Source organism: Enterococcus sp. S53 (assembly GCF_016516865.1).
Lineage (GTDB): Bacteria > Bacillota > Bacilli > Lactobacillales > Enterococcaceae > Enterococcus_D > Enterococcus_D innesii.
Genome location: NZ_JACVUH010000002.1, coordinates 478,787 through 494,106, shown reverse-complemented (window position 1 = coordinate 494,106; position 15,320 = coordinate 478,787). Strand labels below are relative to the sequence as shown.

Annotated in this window: 16 protein-coding genes and 1 pseudogene; 9 read left to right on the top strand and 8 right to left on the bottom strand. The window is 42.3% G+C overall.

Features of this window, described 5'->3' with window-relative positions:
• Nucleotides 1-35 precede the first annotated feature (35 nt).
• The gene (locus IAE45_RS05300) at nucleotides 36-941 is read right to left on the bottom strand and encodes a YitT family protein (protein ID WP_010749295.1); all 906 of its coding nucleotides are present in this window, start codon (nucleotides 939-941) and stop codon (nucleotides 36-38) included.
• A 136-nt stretch (nucleotides 942-1,077) separates the two neighbouring features.
• On the opposite strand from IAE45_RS05300, the gene IAE45_RS05295 reads away from it, so the two are divergent.
• The 4 genes from IAE45_RS05295 (at nucleotide 1,078) to IAE45_RS05280 (ending at nucleotide 3,531) form a co-directional block, all read left to right on the top strand.
• Nucleotides 1,078-1,428 carry a nucleotide pyrophosphohydrolase gene (locus IAE45_RS05295; protein WP_200125308.1) on the top strand — a complete coding sequence of 117 codons (351 nt, stop codon included), beginning with the start codon at nucleotides 1,078-1,080 and terminating at the stop codon, nucleotides 1,426-1,428.
• Nucleotides 1,415-2,629: a CCA tRNA nucleotidyltransferase gene (locus IAE45_RS05290; protein WP_200125282.1), complete on the top strand. Its 1,215-nt coding sequence runs from the start codon at nucleotides 1,415-1,417 to the stop codon at nucleotides 2,627-2,629. The genes IAE45_RS05295 and IAE45_RS05290 overlap by 14 nt, the downstream gene beginning before the upstream one ends.
• 7 nt (nucleotides 2,630-2,636) lie before the next feature.
• A complete protein-coding gene (locus IAE45_RS05285) occupies nucleotides 2,637-3,005 on the top strand; it encodes a thioesterase family protein (protein ID WP_077452636.1) in 369 nt (122 codons plus the stop codon).
• A 67-nt stretch (nucleotides 3,006-3,072) separates the two neighbouring features.
• The gene (locus IAE45_RS05280; protein ID WP_008381061.1) at nucleotides 3,073-3,531 is read left to right on the top strand and encodes a hypothetical protein; all 459 of its coding nucleotides are present in this window, start codon (nucleotides 3,073-3,075) and stop codon (nucleotides 3,529-3,531) included.
• Between the two features lie 33 nt (nucleotides 3,532-3,564).
• On the opposite strand, the gene IAE45_RS05275 is transcribed toward IAE45_RS05280, so the two are convergent.
• From IAE45_RS05275 to IAE45_RS05245, 7 genes and pseudogenes are all read right to left on the bottom strand, one after another.
• Nucleotides 3,565-3,840, bottom strand: a complete 276-nt coding sequence (locus IAE45_RS05275; RefSeq protein ID WP_074933093.1) for a hypothetical protein — start codon at nucleotides 3,838-3,840, stop codon at nucleotides 3,565-3,567.
• 142 nt (nucleotides 3,841-3,982) lie between these two features.
• Nucleotides 3,983-5,308: pseudogene (locus IAE45_RS05270) on the bottom strand (Y-family DNA polymerase); the annotation flags it as partial.
• A 113-nt stretch (nucleotides 5,309-5,421) separates the two neighbouring features.
• Entirely contained in the window at nucleotides 5,422-7,284 is a 1,863-nt protein-coding gene (ltrA, locus tag IAE45_RS05265) for a group II intron reverse transcriptase/maturase (protein ID WP_002337637.1), read from the bottom strand.
• Between the two features lie 1,033 nt (nucleotides 7,285-8,317).
• On the bottom strand, nucleotides 8,318-8,704 hold the full coding sequence (locus IAE45_RS05260) for a VOC family protein (RefSeq protein ID WP_077452634.1): 387 nt from the start codon (nucleotides 8,702-8,704) through the stop codon (nucleotides 8,318-8,320).
• 64 nt (nucleotides 8,705-8,768) lie between these two features.
• Nucleotides 8,769-9,179 (bottom strand): FosX/FosE/FosI family fosfomycin resistance hydrolase, encoded by a 411-nt coding sequence (gene fosX, locus IAE45_RS05255; RefSeq protein WP_200125278.1) that lies wholly within the window; start codon nucleotides 9,177-9,179, stop codon nucleotides 8,769-8,771.
• A gap of 619 nt (nucleotides 9,180-9,798) precedes the next feature.
• On the bottom strand, nucleotides 9,799-9,948 hold the full coding sequence (gene rpmG, locus IAE45_RS05250; RefSeq protein ID WP_005229384.1) for a 50S ribosomal protein L33: 150 nt from the start codon (nucleotides 9,946-9,948) through the stop codon (nucleotides 9,799-9,801).
• Between the two features lie 137 nt (nucleotides 9,949-10,085).
• The gene (locus IAE45_RS05245) at nucleotides 10,086-11,045 is read right to left on the bottom strand and encodes an ABC transporter substrate-binding protein (protein WP_200125276.1); all 960 of its coding nucleotides are present in this window, start codon (nucleotides 11,043-11,045) and stop codon (nucleotides 10,086-10,088) included.
• 202 nt (nucleotides 11,046-11,247) lie between these two features.
• Here IAE45_RS05245 and IAE45_RS05240 point away from each other — a divergent pair, with 202 nt between their 5' ends.
• The 5 genes from IAE45_RS05240 to IAE45_RS05220 all read left to right on the top strand — a co-directional run bounded on the left by IAE45_RS05240 (nucleotide 11,248) and on the right by IAE45_RS05220 (nucleotide 15,304).
• Nucleotides 11,248-12,039 (top strand): ABC transporter ATP-binding protein, encoded by a 792-nt coding sequence (locus IAE45_RS05240; RefSeq protein WP_081118776.1) that lies wholly within the window; start codon nucleotides 11,248-11,250, stop codon nucleotides 12,037-12,039.
• A complete protein-coding gene (locus tag IAE45_RS05235; protein ID WP_194195304.1) occupies nucleotides 12,036-13,016 on the top strand; it encodes a FecCD family ABC transporter permease in 981 nt (326 codons plus the stop codon). Before IAE45_RS05240 ends, IAE45_RS05235 begins: the two co-directional genes overlap by 4 nt.
• Complete coding sequence (locus IAE45_RS05230; protein WP_200125274.1) at nucleotides 13,016-13,993, top strand: FecCD family ABC transporter permease; 978 nt, start codon at nucleotides 13,016-13,018, stop codon at nucleotides 13,991-13,993. Before IAE45_RS05235 ends, IAE45_RS05230 begins: the two co-directional genes overlap by 1 nt.
• A 90-nt stretch (nucleotides 13,994-14,083) precedes the next feature.
• Nucleotides 14,084-14,623 carry a 5-formyltetrahydrofolate cyclo-ligase gene (locus tag IAE45_RS05225; RefSeq protein WP_200125272.1) on the top strand — a complete coding sequence of 180 codons (540 nt, stop codon included), beginning with the start codon at nucleotides 14,084-14,086 and terminating at the stop codon, nucleotides 14,621-14,623.
• A 12-nt stretch (nucleotides 14,624-14,635) separates the two neighbouring features.
• Nucleotides 14,636-15,304: a rhomboid family intramembrane serine protease gene (locus tag IAE45_RS05220; RefSeq protein ID WP_005229393.1), complete on the top strand. Its 669-nt coding sequence runs from the start codon at nucleotides 14,636-14,638 to the stop codon at nucleotides 15,302-15,304.
• Nucleotides 15,305-15,320 lie beyond the last annotated feature (16 nt).

The following is a 15,320-nucleotide window of genomic DNA, read 5'->3' as shown; positions in this document are numbered from 1 at the left end:
AGCAGTCCTTTAATCGGGGCTGCTTTTTTATGTCATTATTTTGTTTTAGAAACAGCGGTTTTGCGCTGTAAGAACCGTGACTTAGGCCTTAAGTAGGTAAAGCCTTCGCCTTCGACTTCATGGACATTGATGACCGAAACAAACGCTTGCGGATCAAAGTCATGAACGATGCGCTTGACTTCAGAAATCTCCCGTCCACTGACCACCATATATATGATTTGTTTCGATACTCTTGAGTAAGCCCCTTCGCCCTGTAAAAACGTGACACCGCGTTCTAATTCATCCATTAAAACAGGAGCCATCTCTTCGCTGTGATTGCTGATCACTAAGATCCCTTTCGCTGAATAGCCGCCGTCTAGGATCGAATCGATCACACGCGTGAAGACATAAGAAAAAATCAACGTATACATCATGCGGTTCAAATCTATATAGGTCAAAGAAAGCAACAGGACGAACACATCAAAGATCAAAAGCGACCGCCCGATCGTCACCCCAAAGTTTTTCTCTAAAATACGTGCCAATACATCGACGCCACCTGTTGTTCCACCAACTTTGTAGACGATCCCACTACCGATTCCTGCAATCAAACCGGCTAAGAGTGCGACGATCAGTAGATCGTGCTGTAGATCGATCAACAGGGGAACACTCTGCCAAAAGGCCAACCAAAAAGACAAACCAAAGGTTCCTAAAATCGTATACACTAATGAGCGTCGACCAAGAATTTTGCCACCGATCAAAATGATCGGAATATTTAAGATCAACGTACTAATGGCAGGATTGATGCCCCATAAGGCTCGCAGGATCAAGGTGATCCCTGTCACACCGCCTTCTGCTAAGTCATTTGGGATATTTAGATAGACTAGACCGAAGCCATAAATACTCGTACCGAAAATAATCAAAACAATGTCGCGAATCGTTCGCCATGAAAAAAATGCCCGCATCCTGTTTCCTCCGTTATTCAACTTCCACAAGTATCAATGTAGCACGAAATCATTGAATGTACAACAAATCCTGAGGGGGCTCTATCTAGGCAGGCAGCCATTCTTTTGGTAAGATAAACGAGAAAGGGTGAAGAAGATGACAGAAAAACGTTCTTTGGCATCGATGCAAGAAGAAGTCGATGCCTATATTCAACAATTTAAAACTGGCTATTTCAGCCCCCTCGCCCAAATGGCTCGTTTGACCGAAGAAGTTGGCGAATTGGCGCGAGAAGTGAATCACTATTACGGGGAAAAAAATAAAAAAAGCGATGAAGTTGAAAAGACCGTGGCAGAAGAACTCGGTGATGTACTCTTTGTGACGATGATCATGGCTAATTCACTAGACATCAACCTGACTGAAGTGTTTGAGGAAAATATGGCAAAATTCAATCAGCGGGATGCGTATCGTTTTGAAAGAAAAGATGGGAAAGTACATGAAGCTGACTAAACTACCAAAAGAATTTGCAGAAGCTGCACCACTCCTAAAAAAAATCGAAGCCGCAGGCTATGAAGCCTACTTCGTTGGCGGCAGCGTGCGGGATACGATCTTAGGCCAGCCGATCCATGATGTCGATATTGCTACCAGTGCATTTCCAGCCGAGATCAAGGCGCTTTTTCCTCGAACCATTGACATTGGTATCGAGCATGGGACGGTGCTGGTCTTGTGGGAGCAGGCGCAATATGAGATCACCACGTTTCGAACCGAAGCCGCCTATCAGGATTATCGTAGACCTGACAAAGTCGATTTTGTCCGTTCCTTGAAAGAAGATCTAAAGCGGCGGGATTTTACCATCAATGCATTGGCACTTCAAGAAGATGGGGTCATCATTGATCTTTTCGATGGACTTGCAGATATCGAAAATCAAATTTTACGAGCAGTGGGTCACCCACAGGAACGGTTTCATGAGGATGCGCTGCGAATGATGCGGGGGCTACGTTTTGTCAGCCAATTAGGCTTTGTTTTAGAAACAGAAACGTTGGCTGCTATCCATGCGAATCATGCCTTGTTAGGAAAAATCTCTGTTGAACGGATCATGATTGAATTCGTCAAATTACTGTTAGGCAATCATCGTAATCAAGCATTACAGGCATTAGTAGAAACCGAATGCTATATCTATTGCCCAGGCTTACGGGAATATGGCGAAGCGTTGTTGCGGATGGCAGACTTGCCCGCGATTCCTTTAGAAACCGAAACGGCTGCTTGGGTTTTGCTCATTGACCAAATCGGTTTAGCTCCTGAGGCAGTCCGCAGCTTTTTAAAAGCTTGGAAATGTTCCAATGACTGCATCCGCCAAGTACAAACGGTCTATCAAGCACTGCTAATGCGTCGAAACGGCGAATGGAACGATCTGCTGTTGTATCAGTTCGGTCTCGAAGCGACCTATTTAGCCGAGGGATTATTGCGTTATGACAAGCTGCCCAATGATCCTGCAAAAATCAGTCAGCGGTATCAGCAACTACCGATCCATTCTTTGAAGGAGCTGGCGATCAATGGACGCGATTTGCTGCAGACAGTTGATCGTTCTTCTGGGCCGTGGCTCAAAGAAGTCTTGGCTGCTGCCGAAGCTGCAGTCATCACACGGAAAGTTCCTAATGAGAAAGAAGCACTGTTGGCATTTGCCCAAGCATATTTAGCGAAGGAGGGATAACTGAAGAATGGAAAGTAAAAAAGACTTTCTCGTTGACCTTCAAGACACTGCGGCTGTTATGGGTTCTGGGGGCTTGGCAGTTTTAGCAACCCCTCGACTGGTAGCAATGGTGGAAAACACCTGTTGGGAAGCACTTGAGCCTACTTTAGATAAAGGGTTTACTACCGTGGGTACAAAGTTTTCGATCGATCATTTAAAACCTTCCCCAGTCGGAGCAACAATCACTGTTTTTGTCCAATGGGAAAAAGAACAAGGATTCCAGTTTGATTATCAGGTGACCGATGGGTCTCAACAACTCATTGCCAAAGGAACCCATCAACGAGCGGCGGTGGAAATCTCTCGGTTTATGAAAAAAGTCAACGAAAACCAAAGTTAATTTGTGTCCCAGTAGCGACTATGTGTTAGAATTAAAATGTATTATTAATAAAAAGGAGCGTTTTGTCATGGCTAGAGAAATGAAAGCTTTAAAATTTTATTTCCGTAATGGAGAAACATGGACGATCGAGCGCCGTTACATCGGTGACTTGTGGATCAAACAAATCACGACCAGTTTTGGCCGTATCCACGGAAGTGAATTTGTTGAGATTCATCCATGTGCTGGGTTCAAAATTGAAATCTTCCAAGAAGGCGATCATGTGGCAACGCATGACATCAACTTAGGCGGACTTGAATTAGGGATGTTTGCTCGTGCGTTGAAATATGAAGATATTGAACGGATGGAAATTCTTTACCGTAACGGTACACCGGATCTTGTGTATTTCCCATACAAGGACAAAGATACGGAAGGATTGGATAATGTATACCAATCAACAAAAATCAGTGAAAAAACGAAGAGTCTGTATATCGTGATCGACCCAAATCAAACGGTTGATGACGTTTATCAAGAACATTTCGAAGAATAAGAAAAACGCAGAACCAGCTGGTTCTGCGTTTTTTTAGAATGATTCTTGGAACATATCCGTATACTTTTTTAATAAAAGATAATCTTCGGCATATTCATCTTTTAAAACGATCGTATCGCCAAAAAAACTTTTACGAGCATGTTGAATGATCCGATGCTGAATGTCTTTTTCCAGAAGGTAATCGATCTCAGACTGTTTCAGGTTTTGTGCAGCAGTCGCCCGATTCTTTTCTACATATTGCAGCAAATCGTACTCAAGGTGTCCTGCACCATTGATGACTCGTTTGTATTCGATTTTGTCAATTTTCATCTGCTCACACTCCTTGCTATTAAAGTACCTTAGAAAGGAACAAAGGGGGAGATGAATGAATCGAAATTACATAAATCTTTAAAAAATAGACCATTTGTTAATGTTATCTTAAGAATTGTGATCACAAAAGAAAGAAACAAATTTATGTAACTGTCGTTTGCGAACCATTAGCTATCGATTCTTTCTCCGTTTGCTGATGGACAGGTCCTATGTTGGCAATCCCATCTAGACCACCAGCATGACCACCAACTAATTTGCTACGGGCAATGGCACGAGCACCTTCCATCCGGCTTGTGGCGTGAACGATCGAAGTGAAGCCGTATTTTTCACGAATCTTATCGATGATCAAATCTAATTTACGTTGGCGCAACTGCGTTTCTGCTTGCTCAAAAAGATCCAACTGAACATTTTCTGTATAAACCAATTTTGAATAGGTAATACCAATGTGGCGAATGACTTGCCCGGTATAAAATTTTCGAAAGAGAAACAGACAATGAGCAACAAGCTTGCGGGTATTGTCGGTTGGTGGGATCTTCATTTGCCGGGAAAAACCAGAGGCAGTTTCCCCAAAGGCTACGCCGATGTAAACATTGATACAAGCGGTCTGACAATGATGGCGGCGAATTCGGGCGGCAACTTGCTCCGCCATTTCCTTGATGACGATCTCAATTTCTTCTTGCAAGTAATAATTGCGGTGCAGGACCTGACTGTTGCCATAACTTTTTTCCATGACCTGCGGTGTCGGTTCAGCTAAAATCGTGCGATCAATGCCGTGAGCGTGATGGTAGAGCTGCTCACCAATGATCCCCATGCGGCTGCGCAAAAGATCAGGACTGGCATGAGCCAATTGTTCGATCGTTTCAATCCCCATCAAGTGAAGTCGTTTTTCTGTGCGTCGACCGATTCCCCAAAACTCCGTCATAGGGGCGATCTGCCAAACTTTTGTCGGTACATCTTCGTAGGTCCATTCGGCAATCAAGGAACGGTTGTGTTTGGATTCGTTATCCAAAGCCAATTTTGCTAACAAAGGGTTGTCGCCAATACCGATGGTGACATACAATTTCGTTGTTTCGTAAATGTCTTTTTGAATTTGCTGGGCAATCAGCCATCGTTTTTCTTCGCGAGAAATGGTTTTATCGGGAATGAAAAGATCCAGTGTACGGGTCAGATCCATCATCGTTTCGTCAATTGAATAGATCAGTAAGTCGTCTTGTCCAACATATTTGCGAAAGACATTATTGACTTTGGTATTTTCTTTGATATAAAAACTCATACGTGGCGATGCTTTGTATAAATCGGGATGCGTCGGCAGATTGTCATTGCGAGTCACGTTTGAGATTCCTAATGCCGATTTTGCCTTGGGGGAAGCCGCTAAGATTAAGCCATTTCCAGTATTGTCAGAATGAGACATGACGACCAGCATCGCTTGGATAGGGTCTAATCCGCGCGAGATGCATTCGACAGAAGATAGCGATAGGTAATCCTTTGATGCAATCTCCAGATTTTCCCCCGCTCCACACCGTACGTGCGACTTTCACCGCATACGGCGTTCCATCAAAGTTTACTAACAGTATCATACAGTTATAGATTCAGCGACAATTCACGATTCTTAGCTTTTTTGCGAAACTGGTTGATTATCTCAAGTTGAGCACTTGTAACTCTCATGTTTTGTATGAGAAGTGATGCTCTTGTTTTATCCTCTTCATGAATAAGTGAGTGAATGTTCCGGTGGACAATGACCAGATTTTGATAATTGTCTTTCCCACCTAGATTTTTAGGGACAATACGGTGGCAGTATATGTCTGCTAGCTCTAAGACTTCTTTCGTTACTCGGCAACGGCCGACTTGGGAAGAGTACTTGGATACACGATTGTCTCTAAACTCAATGCTTTCATTAGGATTAGACATGTTCATGAGTTGGTTGATAATATCGATTGGGAAAGTAAGATACCTGTGTATCAGCACACGACCTTCGGGCGTGTATTTACAGGTTCCTATCTTGGGCAGGGAGGTGTGGCTATGTTTTATGAATCCAAAAGGAAGCATAGGAACACCATTAAGCCACCTCAACTGCTTTGACCGAGCGTAATTTTTTTTAATAAAATCACTCGGTGGAGGACCCTTTCTCTTAATATCTAGTCGATTTTTGATGATAATCATTAGGCGTTGATTTATTCTTGGGCAGTCCACACTGATGTGGGTTGCCTTTTTATAATATTGATGGATACCTACTACCATTGAGTTATAAATACTTAACTGTTTTTGAAGTTCAACTTGGGTAGGTGAATGTTGAATCACCTTAATTTGTTTTGCTAACTTATTAGATGCTGCACTCATGGCTTTGGCGCACATGTGCGTTTCAATCACAAAGCTTTTTCTTTTGCGTACCAGTTTCATTGTGAATCCGAGAAAATCAGATTTCTGTTTCTTTAGATTCACTACCTTTGATTTTTCAGCACTTATATCAAGTTTCAGTCGGTCTTTTAACCATAATTTAGTGGCTAGAAAGATTTTGTCTGCGTCACTTCGTTTTCTACAGAAGATTTTGAAGTCATCTGCGTATCTAACAATATAAATCTCTTTTAGTTTCGAAGCACGCAGTGCTCGATATTTGTTGCTCTTAATCCATTGCTTTCTTGTTTGATGATAACAATCGTAGTTTTTCCTAGTCGGGTGTGTTTCCCATTGAGAAGATATCCACCAGTCCAGTTCATTCAAAACAACATTGGCAAGAAGTGGAGAGAGAACACCGCCTTGCGGGGTTCCTTTCTTTGGATGTTCAATGCGTCCATCCCTATGAATAATAGGTGCTTTAAGCATTGCTCGGATAACACCTAGAAGCCATTTATCACGTACCCCTAATGTCCAAAACTGTTTAATAAGTTTTGAATGGTTTACGTTATCAAAGAATCCTTCTATGTCTATGTCTACTACAAAAGTTAGTTTTGAAAGTTGCGCCATTCGTACTGCTTGAGCGAATGCATGATGTGCCGACCGGTTAGGTCGGAAACCATAGTTCTTATCATGAAACTTTGCTTCCATGATCGGTTCTAAAACTTGTAGTAGACACTGTTGTATGATTCTATCCCATATTGTTGGTATACCTAGTGGTCTAGTTTTCCCATTTGGCTTAGGAATATCTACTCGTTTAACTGGTTGCGGTTTATATTCTGAAAATTTTGTTTGAACAGTTTTTATAAACTCGATATTCGGTATTGCTTTTAAATCATCAATATTCTTTTTGTCGACGCCTGGGGAAGTACTACCAGAATTTCCTTTAACATTCCGAAATGCCAATAGAATGTTATTAGGAGAAGTGACAATTTCCATAAGGTTACTGAAAATTTTGTTCTCGCTACTCTCTTTGTAAAGAGAATCAAAGCTATCAATAAGACCATAATATTCCATATGGCGAATTGAATGTGATGCTGATACGTTTTCCATAGCACCGCCTCCTTTCGGACGTCGGCGTTTATTTTGTCATACTCGATTCTATGGATTGTATCATAACTGTTAGTAAAGCAAATTGACTTGTGGCTATCCCTCCACAGCTTATTATCACTGCTTCATAGGTACTGTGCCACTACTCTCACTAGTGTAAATGAGCTTATTATTCTTCGTCTCAACCGTTTCAAAGGAAGTTAGTCCTCCACGACACTAGCTTTCAACGTTCCAATGATTTTATCCCTGCATTTACTTTTAGGCGCTCACTCTGAACCTGTAACTTTCCAATGCCTACTACATTGCACGGTTGTTCATATCTACGATTCTTACTTAACCGCAAGCTACACCCTTTGTCACAGTAATATTTGTGCGGGTAAGATACATTTCTGTACCCCAAGCTTATAGATTCGTACATTCGCGAGTTCGTCAGTGCAGCTGCACATTCTCACCATGAGTAATTTCTGGACTCCCGGCCTATAGGTTACACCATTCACCGCTGAACAGCTTTCGATTGCATAATGCAACTGCGGTAACTCTCAGCCGACTTTACCGAGCTTTTGACAATTCCTATTCTAACTTAAGGTATTGCCAATCGGAGTATCAGAGGGAGCGCTTCAGGTCGTTACACCGTCATTTCACTCCTCAAATCATTAGTTCTACACAAGAAAATCTTGTGTGCCTAACCTTTTCAGTTAGGAACGTTTCGCACCATAAAAACTTTTAACATCGATAAATAAGATATCGCGTTTTGGCTCGAGCGCATAATTAAAACCACCCATTTTTATCACTCCTTACCGAAATTATACGAACGTTTGTTCTTTTTTGTCAAGCGAACAGGAGCGGATGAGTGGATTTGTTTTTTTATAGAGATATTATTTTCGTTTCTAACTGAGGAAAAACGTTGGTTTATAAGAAATACATTCGATTCAGATTGTCAGAATTCGATTGGACATTAAAACGGGATTTTGTCTTTTTACCCGCCGGAATGATTAAAAAAACAGCCGATCCATTGGATCGACTGTCGCTTTATGGATCAATTTTCGGCAGGTAGCGTTGCAAACAAACTTAAGAGATTGCCGTCTATATCTTTGACGATGGCATAGCGTTGCCCCCAAAAGGCAGACCAAGGTTCTTTGAAAGACTGATACCCGGCAGCTACGACTTTTGCATGAAGGGCATCAACTTCTTCAGGGGAATCACATAAAAAGGCTAATTCAATCGTATCACCCACAGTCATTGGTGGATGTCCGTAGATCCCGGCAACCATTTTGCGGCTATTCAAGGAGATGCGAACACCATCATTTGCTAATTCCATATAATCTTCTGAGTGCTGACCTAATGGCGTGAAGCCAAGTACTTGATAAAAAGCCAGTGCCTGTTCCATGTTCTTTGTGATAATACCGACCATATCTAGTTTCATTTTTTTCTTCCTTTCATGTGGGAATTCTTTACATAACAGTCCATGCAGTTGCTAGCAATGAAGATTACTTAGTTTCTGTCAGACGGTAATGGTGCAATCGTTCAGCCAACGTACCAGTATGCAGTTCAAACAAATGGTTGTCATCGTCGTAAAAATAAATAGAAGCACCTTCGCCTTTGATACGAGAACGATCTTTTTCGATCTTCAATCCTAGTCCTCGGATGCGCGTAATCAAGGAATCGATTTGAGTTGGATCGATTTTAAAGGCAATATGGTTATACGTTTTCGGCAGCTTCTGGGAGGCATACTCCATAACAGCAAGCCATAAGCCATCGATCAAAAAGAATTTTTCTGGGAAGTAAGAATGGGACTGGTCTCGGCTATCATAAATTTCCTCTGCTTCAAACAATGTTTCCAGCATCGTTGTCGTCTTTGCTAAATTCTGTACGATCAACGTGATATGGGAAATCTCCATCGCATCAACACTCCTTTGTTATGACGAAATAGGGGAAAGAGAAACAATTAGTATCAAAATAAGCATTATGTTAGTGATTGTGAAATACCAAGAGGAAGAGCAGAACATAAAACAGTGCATCTGTTGCGCAAGGAATAAGTTTCTTCTTGTATTTTGTCCAAAAGAAGACATTTATTAAGAAGAGGACAATCACCGTCGGTAGGCTAAAGGTCCAAGCAGGGTGTTTGATAAAAATGAAAAGCATATTTCCAATAAGAGCAAAAAGAAAAGCGCCATAAAACAGACGATAGTTACTAGGTAGATACACAAAATTGCCAAGCATGGGTTCACCTCCTATAGGCAGTATAGCATGGCGGGACAGCTAGAAGAAAAAGCTGGTTCATGTTCTATGTGCCGCCTTTGTTGAACATTAGATTCTTTTTTTCATTATACATTAAAATTTATTTATACGTCGCTTCAAAGAAAAAGTGGTTCAAAAGTTCAAAGCAAATAAGTGAAAATAGGGGAGTGGTTGTGTAAAGAGGGAAATAAAAATGCAGCAGCTATCATTACAAAATGTCTGAAAAAAGAAGTTCGCAAACGCCTTGGTTATCAGCGTTTGCGAACTTCTTAAATAGTATTATTTTGTTTCGCGGTGTAAAGTAACTTTTCTTTCACGTGGGCAATATTTTTTCTTTTCCAAACGATCAGGATTGTTACGTTTGTTTTTGTTTGATAAGTAGTTGCGTTCTTTACAAGAAGTGCACTCTAATGTGATGTTTACGCGCATGATTTTCCCCCCTAACGATACAAGAATCCTCTAAGAAATCTCTCAGACTAAAACATAATAGCATGTTTCGTGTGGGAATGCTAGCTTTTTCCTGAAATTTGTTAAGTAGTTTTACTTGACGAATTTCAGGGAACGTATCACTTCAATTTGCCTTGGATATCTTCGATCATTTTGGTATAGGCGATCGGACCATTGTAGAGCCAGCTTGATTCAGGACCGAATTCCCATAAATGATTGTTTTTGACTGCATCAAGATTTTGCCAGACTTGTTCGCTGAAAAAATCAGCGCCTTTATCACTATTCACTAAAATCAAGTAATCGGCATCCAATTCTGCCAATTTTTCCAGAGAGACGGCAGACCAGTCAGCAGTGGCACTTTCACTGATTTCTGAAACCAGTGTGGGAACTTCAAAACCGAGTTCGTGATACAGCAGTTGACCACTTGATTTTGTTTCTGAAACCATAAAGACAGAATTATTGACCACCCATAAAACAGCAATCGACTTGCCTTGGATTTGATCAGCGTACGTTTCCTTGGTAGTAGCGACTAAGTCATCATAATCAGCTTCTACTTGGGCAGCTTGCTCTTCTTTGTGTAAGACCTTTGCGATATCTGTCAAGCGTTCACGCCAGGTCACGTCTTCGCCATTTGTGACCACATAAGTTGGCGCGATCTTGCTGTATTGTTCATATTTGTCACCTTCCACCATGGAACTGCTGTCCATCAGTAGCAGGTCTGGTTCAAAGCTCAAGACATCTTCATAGGGCAAATCATAATTGATTCTTGGCACATCTGCTAGTTTGTCTTGCAAGTATGCTTGATCACTGTCATTGCCGACGGTCCATTGAGCAACCGGTGTTACCCCTAAAGCAACCAAGTAATCTTCCAAATAACTACCGATCACCCGCTGTGGATTTTCGGGAACAGTGACTTCATTTCCCATCGCATCGGTAAAGGTTGTTGCTATTTCTGAAGAAGTAGTGGCTGATCCACTGCTATCCGTTGAGTCATTATTCGTGCCGCAAGCACCCAGTAGGGTAAGGGAGCAGGCAGCTAGTAGGGTAAGCCAAGTACTTCTTTTTGACCATTGTTTCATAAAAACACTTCCTCCTTTGTTACATGTTGAGCACTTATTGCTTTAATTGAGAATAGTTCTCATTTGCTGATAGCTATTATCACGAAGAATCCCTCGTTTGTCAATCATATTTTTTTATTTCCTTTTTTTAGAACTATTGACGAATAGCAGGATTACATTCATAATTGATAAGCATTATCAATCAATTATTTTGGGGACGAATATGGCGAAATTACGAACAGTTGACTTGAGTGTCGGCTATCAAAAACAAAAAATTGTGCAAAATCTAACAATCGAGATACCAGAAGGAAAAATCATCGGGTTGATTGGTCCGAATGGCAGTGGAAAATCGACATTTTTAAAGGCACTCGCCCGAATTTTACAGCCTTTGTCTGGTGAGGTCCTATTAGATACCCAAAACCTACAGAACATTAAAACCAAAGAAGTGGCTAAAAAGATTGCGCTGCTTTCTCAAGTTAGCGACTCATCGATTGGCTTGACGATTCGCGAAATCGTTTCTTACGGTCGTTTTCCCTATCAAAAAGGACTGAATAGTCTATCGGAACAAGATCTTGCGGCGATCGACTGGTCCTTGCAGGCAACGGGTTTGACGCCACTGGCAGATGAAACGATCAGTACGCTGTCAGGGGGGCAAAAACAGCGCGTATGGATTGCCATGGCACTGGCGCAAGATACGGATATCGTGATTTTAGATGAACCAACGACTTTTTTAGATCCTGCGCATCAATTAGAAATTTTGCTCTTATTACAGCAAATCAATAAAACCTACGGAAAAACGATCATTATGTCGATTCATGACCTGAATCATGCGTCACGTTTTTCTGATTATATTTACGCATTAAAAGGTGGAGAGCTGTTGGTTTCCGGTACACCGGAAACAGTGCTGACCAAAGAATGGCTGCAACGTTTGTTTGAAATCGATGCCGTGTTAGGTACCTTTCCTAATAGTACAAAGCCGTTGGTCTTGACCTATGAGTTAGGAGCCCAAGCATGAAAAAATTTCCTTGGTTGCTACTGCTTTTTAGCGGCTGCTTTATTATCTGTTTCTTTTTAGCGATCACTCAAGGAGCGGCCAACCTTTCTTTTGAAACGATTGGGGATGCTGTCTTTGCTTTTGATTATGAGAATCAGCTGCATCAAGTCTTGCGCAATATTCGGTTGCCGCGTGTTTTGGCTGCTTTTCTAGTAGGAAGCTGTTTTGCTGTTACAGGAGCCATCATGCAGGGGATTACGAGAAATCCCTTGGCAGACGGTGGTCTTTTAGGTGTCAATAGTGGGGCTGCCTTGGGACTAGCGATCGCATTTATCCTCTTTCCTAGTGTGCAACCGAGTCAAGCGGCGCTGTTTTCCTTTTTTGGTGCGTTTGCGGCAACTGGGCTGCTTTTTTTACTGACCAGATACGCCAAACTAGGCATGTCGCCCACGGGACTGATTTTGGCTGGTGTGGCATTAAGTTCTTTTTTCTCAGCCATTAGTCAAACTCTGTCATTGCAATTTGATTTAAACCAAGAGCTAGCCTTTTGGTTTATCGGTGGTGCGGCGAATGTGACTTGGCAACAACTGCGTTTTGTGGGACCCATCTATCTGATAGCCATCGTTTTTGTGCTACGTCTAGGAAAAGCCCTCAATCTGTTAGCGCTAGGAGATGACACCGTTATTTCATTAGGGAAGCATCCGCATCTGATTCGGGCATCTGCCTTACTGTTAGTCGTAGTTTTGGCGGGAATGGCGGTTTCGCTTGTTGGACCGGTCAGTTTTGTCGGCTTAATGGTTCCTCATGTCGTGCGAGGAATGGTGGGTAAAAACTATCAACTGATTTTGCCTTTGACGATCATCGGAGGCGGGACTCTAGTGATGGCCGCTGATCTGGCAGGTCGCTTGATCAATCCCCCTTTTGAGACGCCATTTGGGATACTGATGGCGTTGATCGGTGTGCCTTTTCTATTGGTCAAGATACGGAGGGAAGACTGATGAAAAAAACACTCTTTGTTTTTTTTCTACTGGTGATGGCCGCTTTTTTAGGAAGTGTCATGGTGGGAAAAACAATTTTATCCTTTCAGGCATTAGGGGCAATCTTTCAAGGAACGGCGTCTTCAAGTCAAGTACTGACGTTTACTGAGTTTCGACTGCCACGGGCTTGTCTGGCATTGATCGCCGGCGGTGCCTTTGGTTTTTCTGGATTTGTCTTGCAAGGGGTGACGAGAAATGAGCTGGCTGATGCAAGTATCGTAGGAATCAACAATGGCGCGGGTCTCTTTGTAATGATCTACTTAGGGTTTTATACCCAAGGATCGCAGCTTTTGCCTTTTGTTGGGATCATCGGTGGTTTATTAGCTGCATTACTGGTCTATTTGATTGCCTATAAGCACCACCAATTGTTGTCGATGGAGCGAGTGCTGCTGGCGGGAATCGCTGTCAATGCAGGGTTGGCGGCGGCTACCTTACTTTTTACGGTGGAATTATCAAAAGACCGCTATCGCTTTGTAGCAGCATGGCTTTCAGGTTCGATTTGGGGAACTTCTTGGCAGCAAATCACCAGTCTGCTTCCTTGGGTCATCGTATTGTCTGCCGCAGCGTTCTGGACCGTACCAAGGCTTAATTTACTTGGCTTTGGCGAGGAGCAGGCAATTAGCTTAGGGGTTTCTTTGACCCGTTTGCGGACGTGGTTTTTAGTGATCGCGGTTGGTTTGGCTGCCAGTACGGTTGGCTATACCGGTAATTTAGCCTTTGTTGGCTTATTAGCGCCTCATATCGCCAAGGGGCTCATCGGCAGAGAATCTCGCAGTGCCTTTTTCTTAGCCGGAATGATCGGCAGTCTGCTAGTCTTAGTCAGTGATACGATCGGCCGTTTACTATTGACAAGCGGTGAGATCCCAGCTGGTATCATCATTTCTATCGTAGGGGCACCGTACTTCGTCTACTTACTGATCCGACGCAAGGGGCGATAAGCAAAAAGTCATGATCATGCCAAGAAATCTGCGATTCTAGTTTGCTATTTGGACACAGTTTTTGGTACTATTTCTGAGAGGAGTGATCCAATGGAAAAACCAGTCATTAGAGAGCACATGATCCAAACATTAAAAAAAATGCCGATCAAGCAAAAGCAGCAGAAAGAAACGGTGATTTTGCAGTTGCTGTTTTCTTCTCAGATTTGGCAAAGGGCTGAGTCAGTAGGTGTGATCCGTTCGTTGCCATTTGAATTTGATACAGCGGCTATTTTTGCTAAAGGATTTGAACAAAACAAACGAATCGCAGTGCCGAAAGCACAACAAAAAAAATTGCAGTTTTATCATGTGGAGCCGGCAACGCGTTATGAAGCGTCGGCATTTGGGGTTGAAGAGCCGATCAGTGAGCAAGAAGCCCATCACTTGGATTTGCTGATTGTTCCGGGTTTGGCTTTTTCGAAAACAGGCTATCGCATCGGCTTTGGCGGCGGCTATTATGATCGTTTCTTGTCAGCTTTCGATGGCAAGACCGTTTCTTTGGTCTTCGGAGAGCAATTCAACGATCAATGGACACCAGATGTATTCGACATCCCAATCGATAAAATCTATACGGATTCGCTTATTCGCACGTAAAGGAGCACGTCAATGAATTCTCAAATGAAAAGATGGCTGAATCAGCCGGTCTTCACGTATCTATTTTTAGCTATCCAAACAATTGTGTTTATCTTAGGTTATTTTAGTCCCTCTATTCAATCAGGCGGGGTGATGTTTGGTCCATTTGTCGTCTATTTAAATGAATATTGGCGTTTCGTTACCCCAATCTTTCTACATTTCGGGTTGGCACATTTTGCGATCAACTCTGTGATTCTCTATTATATGGGGCAGCAAGTAGAAGCCATCTATGGTCATAGCCGCTTTTTTGCCTTGTATTTACTAAGCGGCATCATGGGCAATACCATGAGTTTCGCATTCAACCAAATAGGGGTTCAATCAGCAGGCGCTAGTACTTCTTTATTTGGACTTTTTGGGGCATTTTTGATCTTAGGTTGGCATTTTAGAAATGATTATCGCATCCAAGCAATGGTACGGCAATTTGCCTTATTCGTTGGATTGAACCTAGTTTTTGGGGTGTTTGATCAAACGATCGATATGTGGGGACACATTGGGGGGATCCTCGGTGGGTTATTGTTAGGGAATCTTTTGGCATTGCCAAAGAACTACGGAAAATATTCGATCCACACCAGAATCCTCTCTGGCGTACTCTTTGTTTTCTTATTGGCTATTTTTGTGATATATGGTTTTAAAAAATATTAATTACTTGTATAATAAG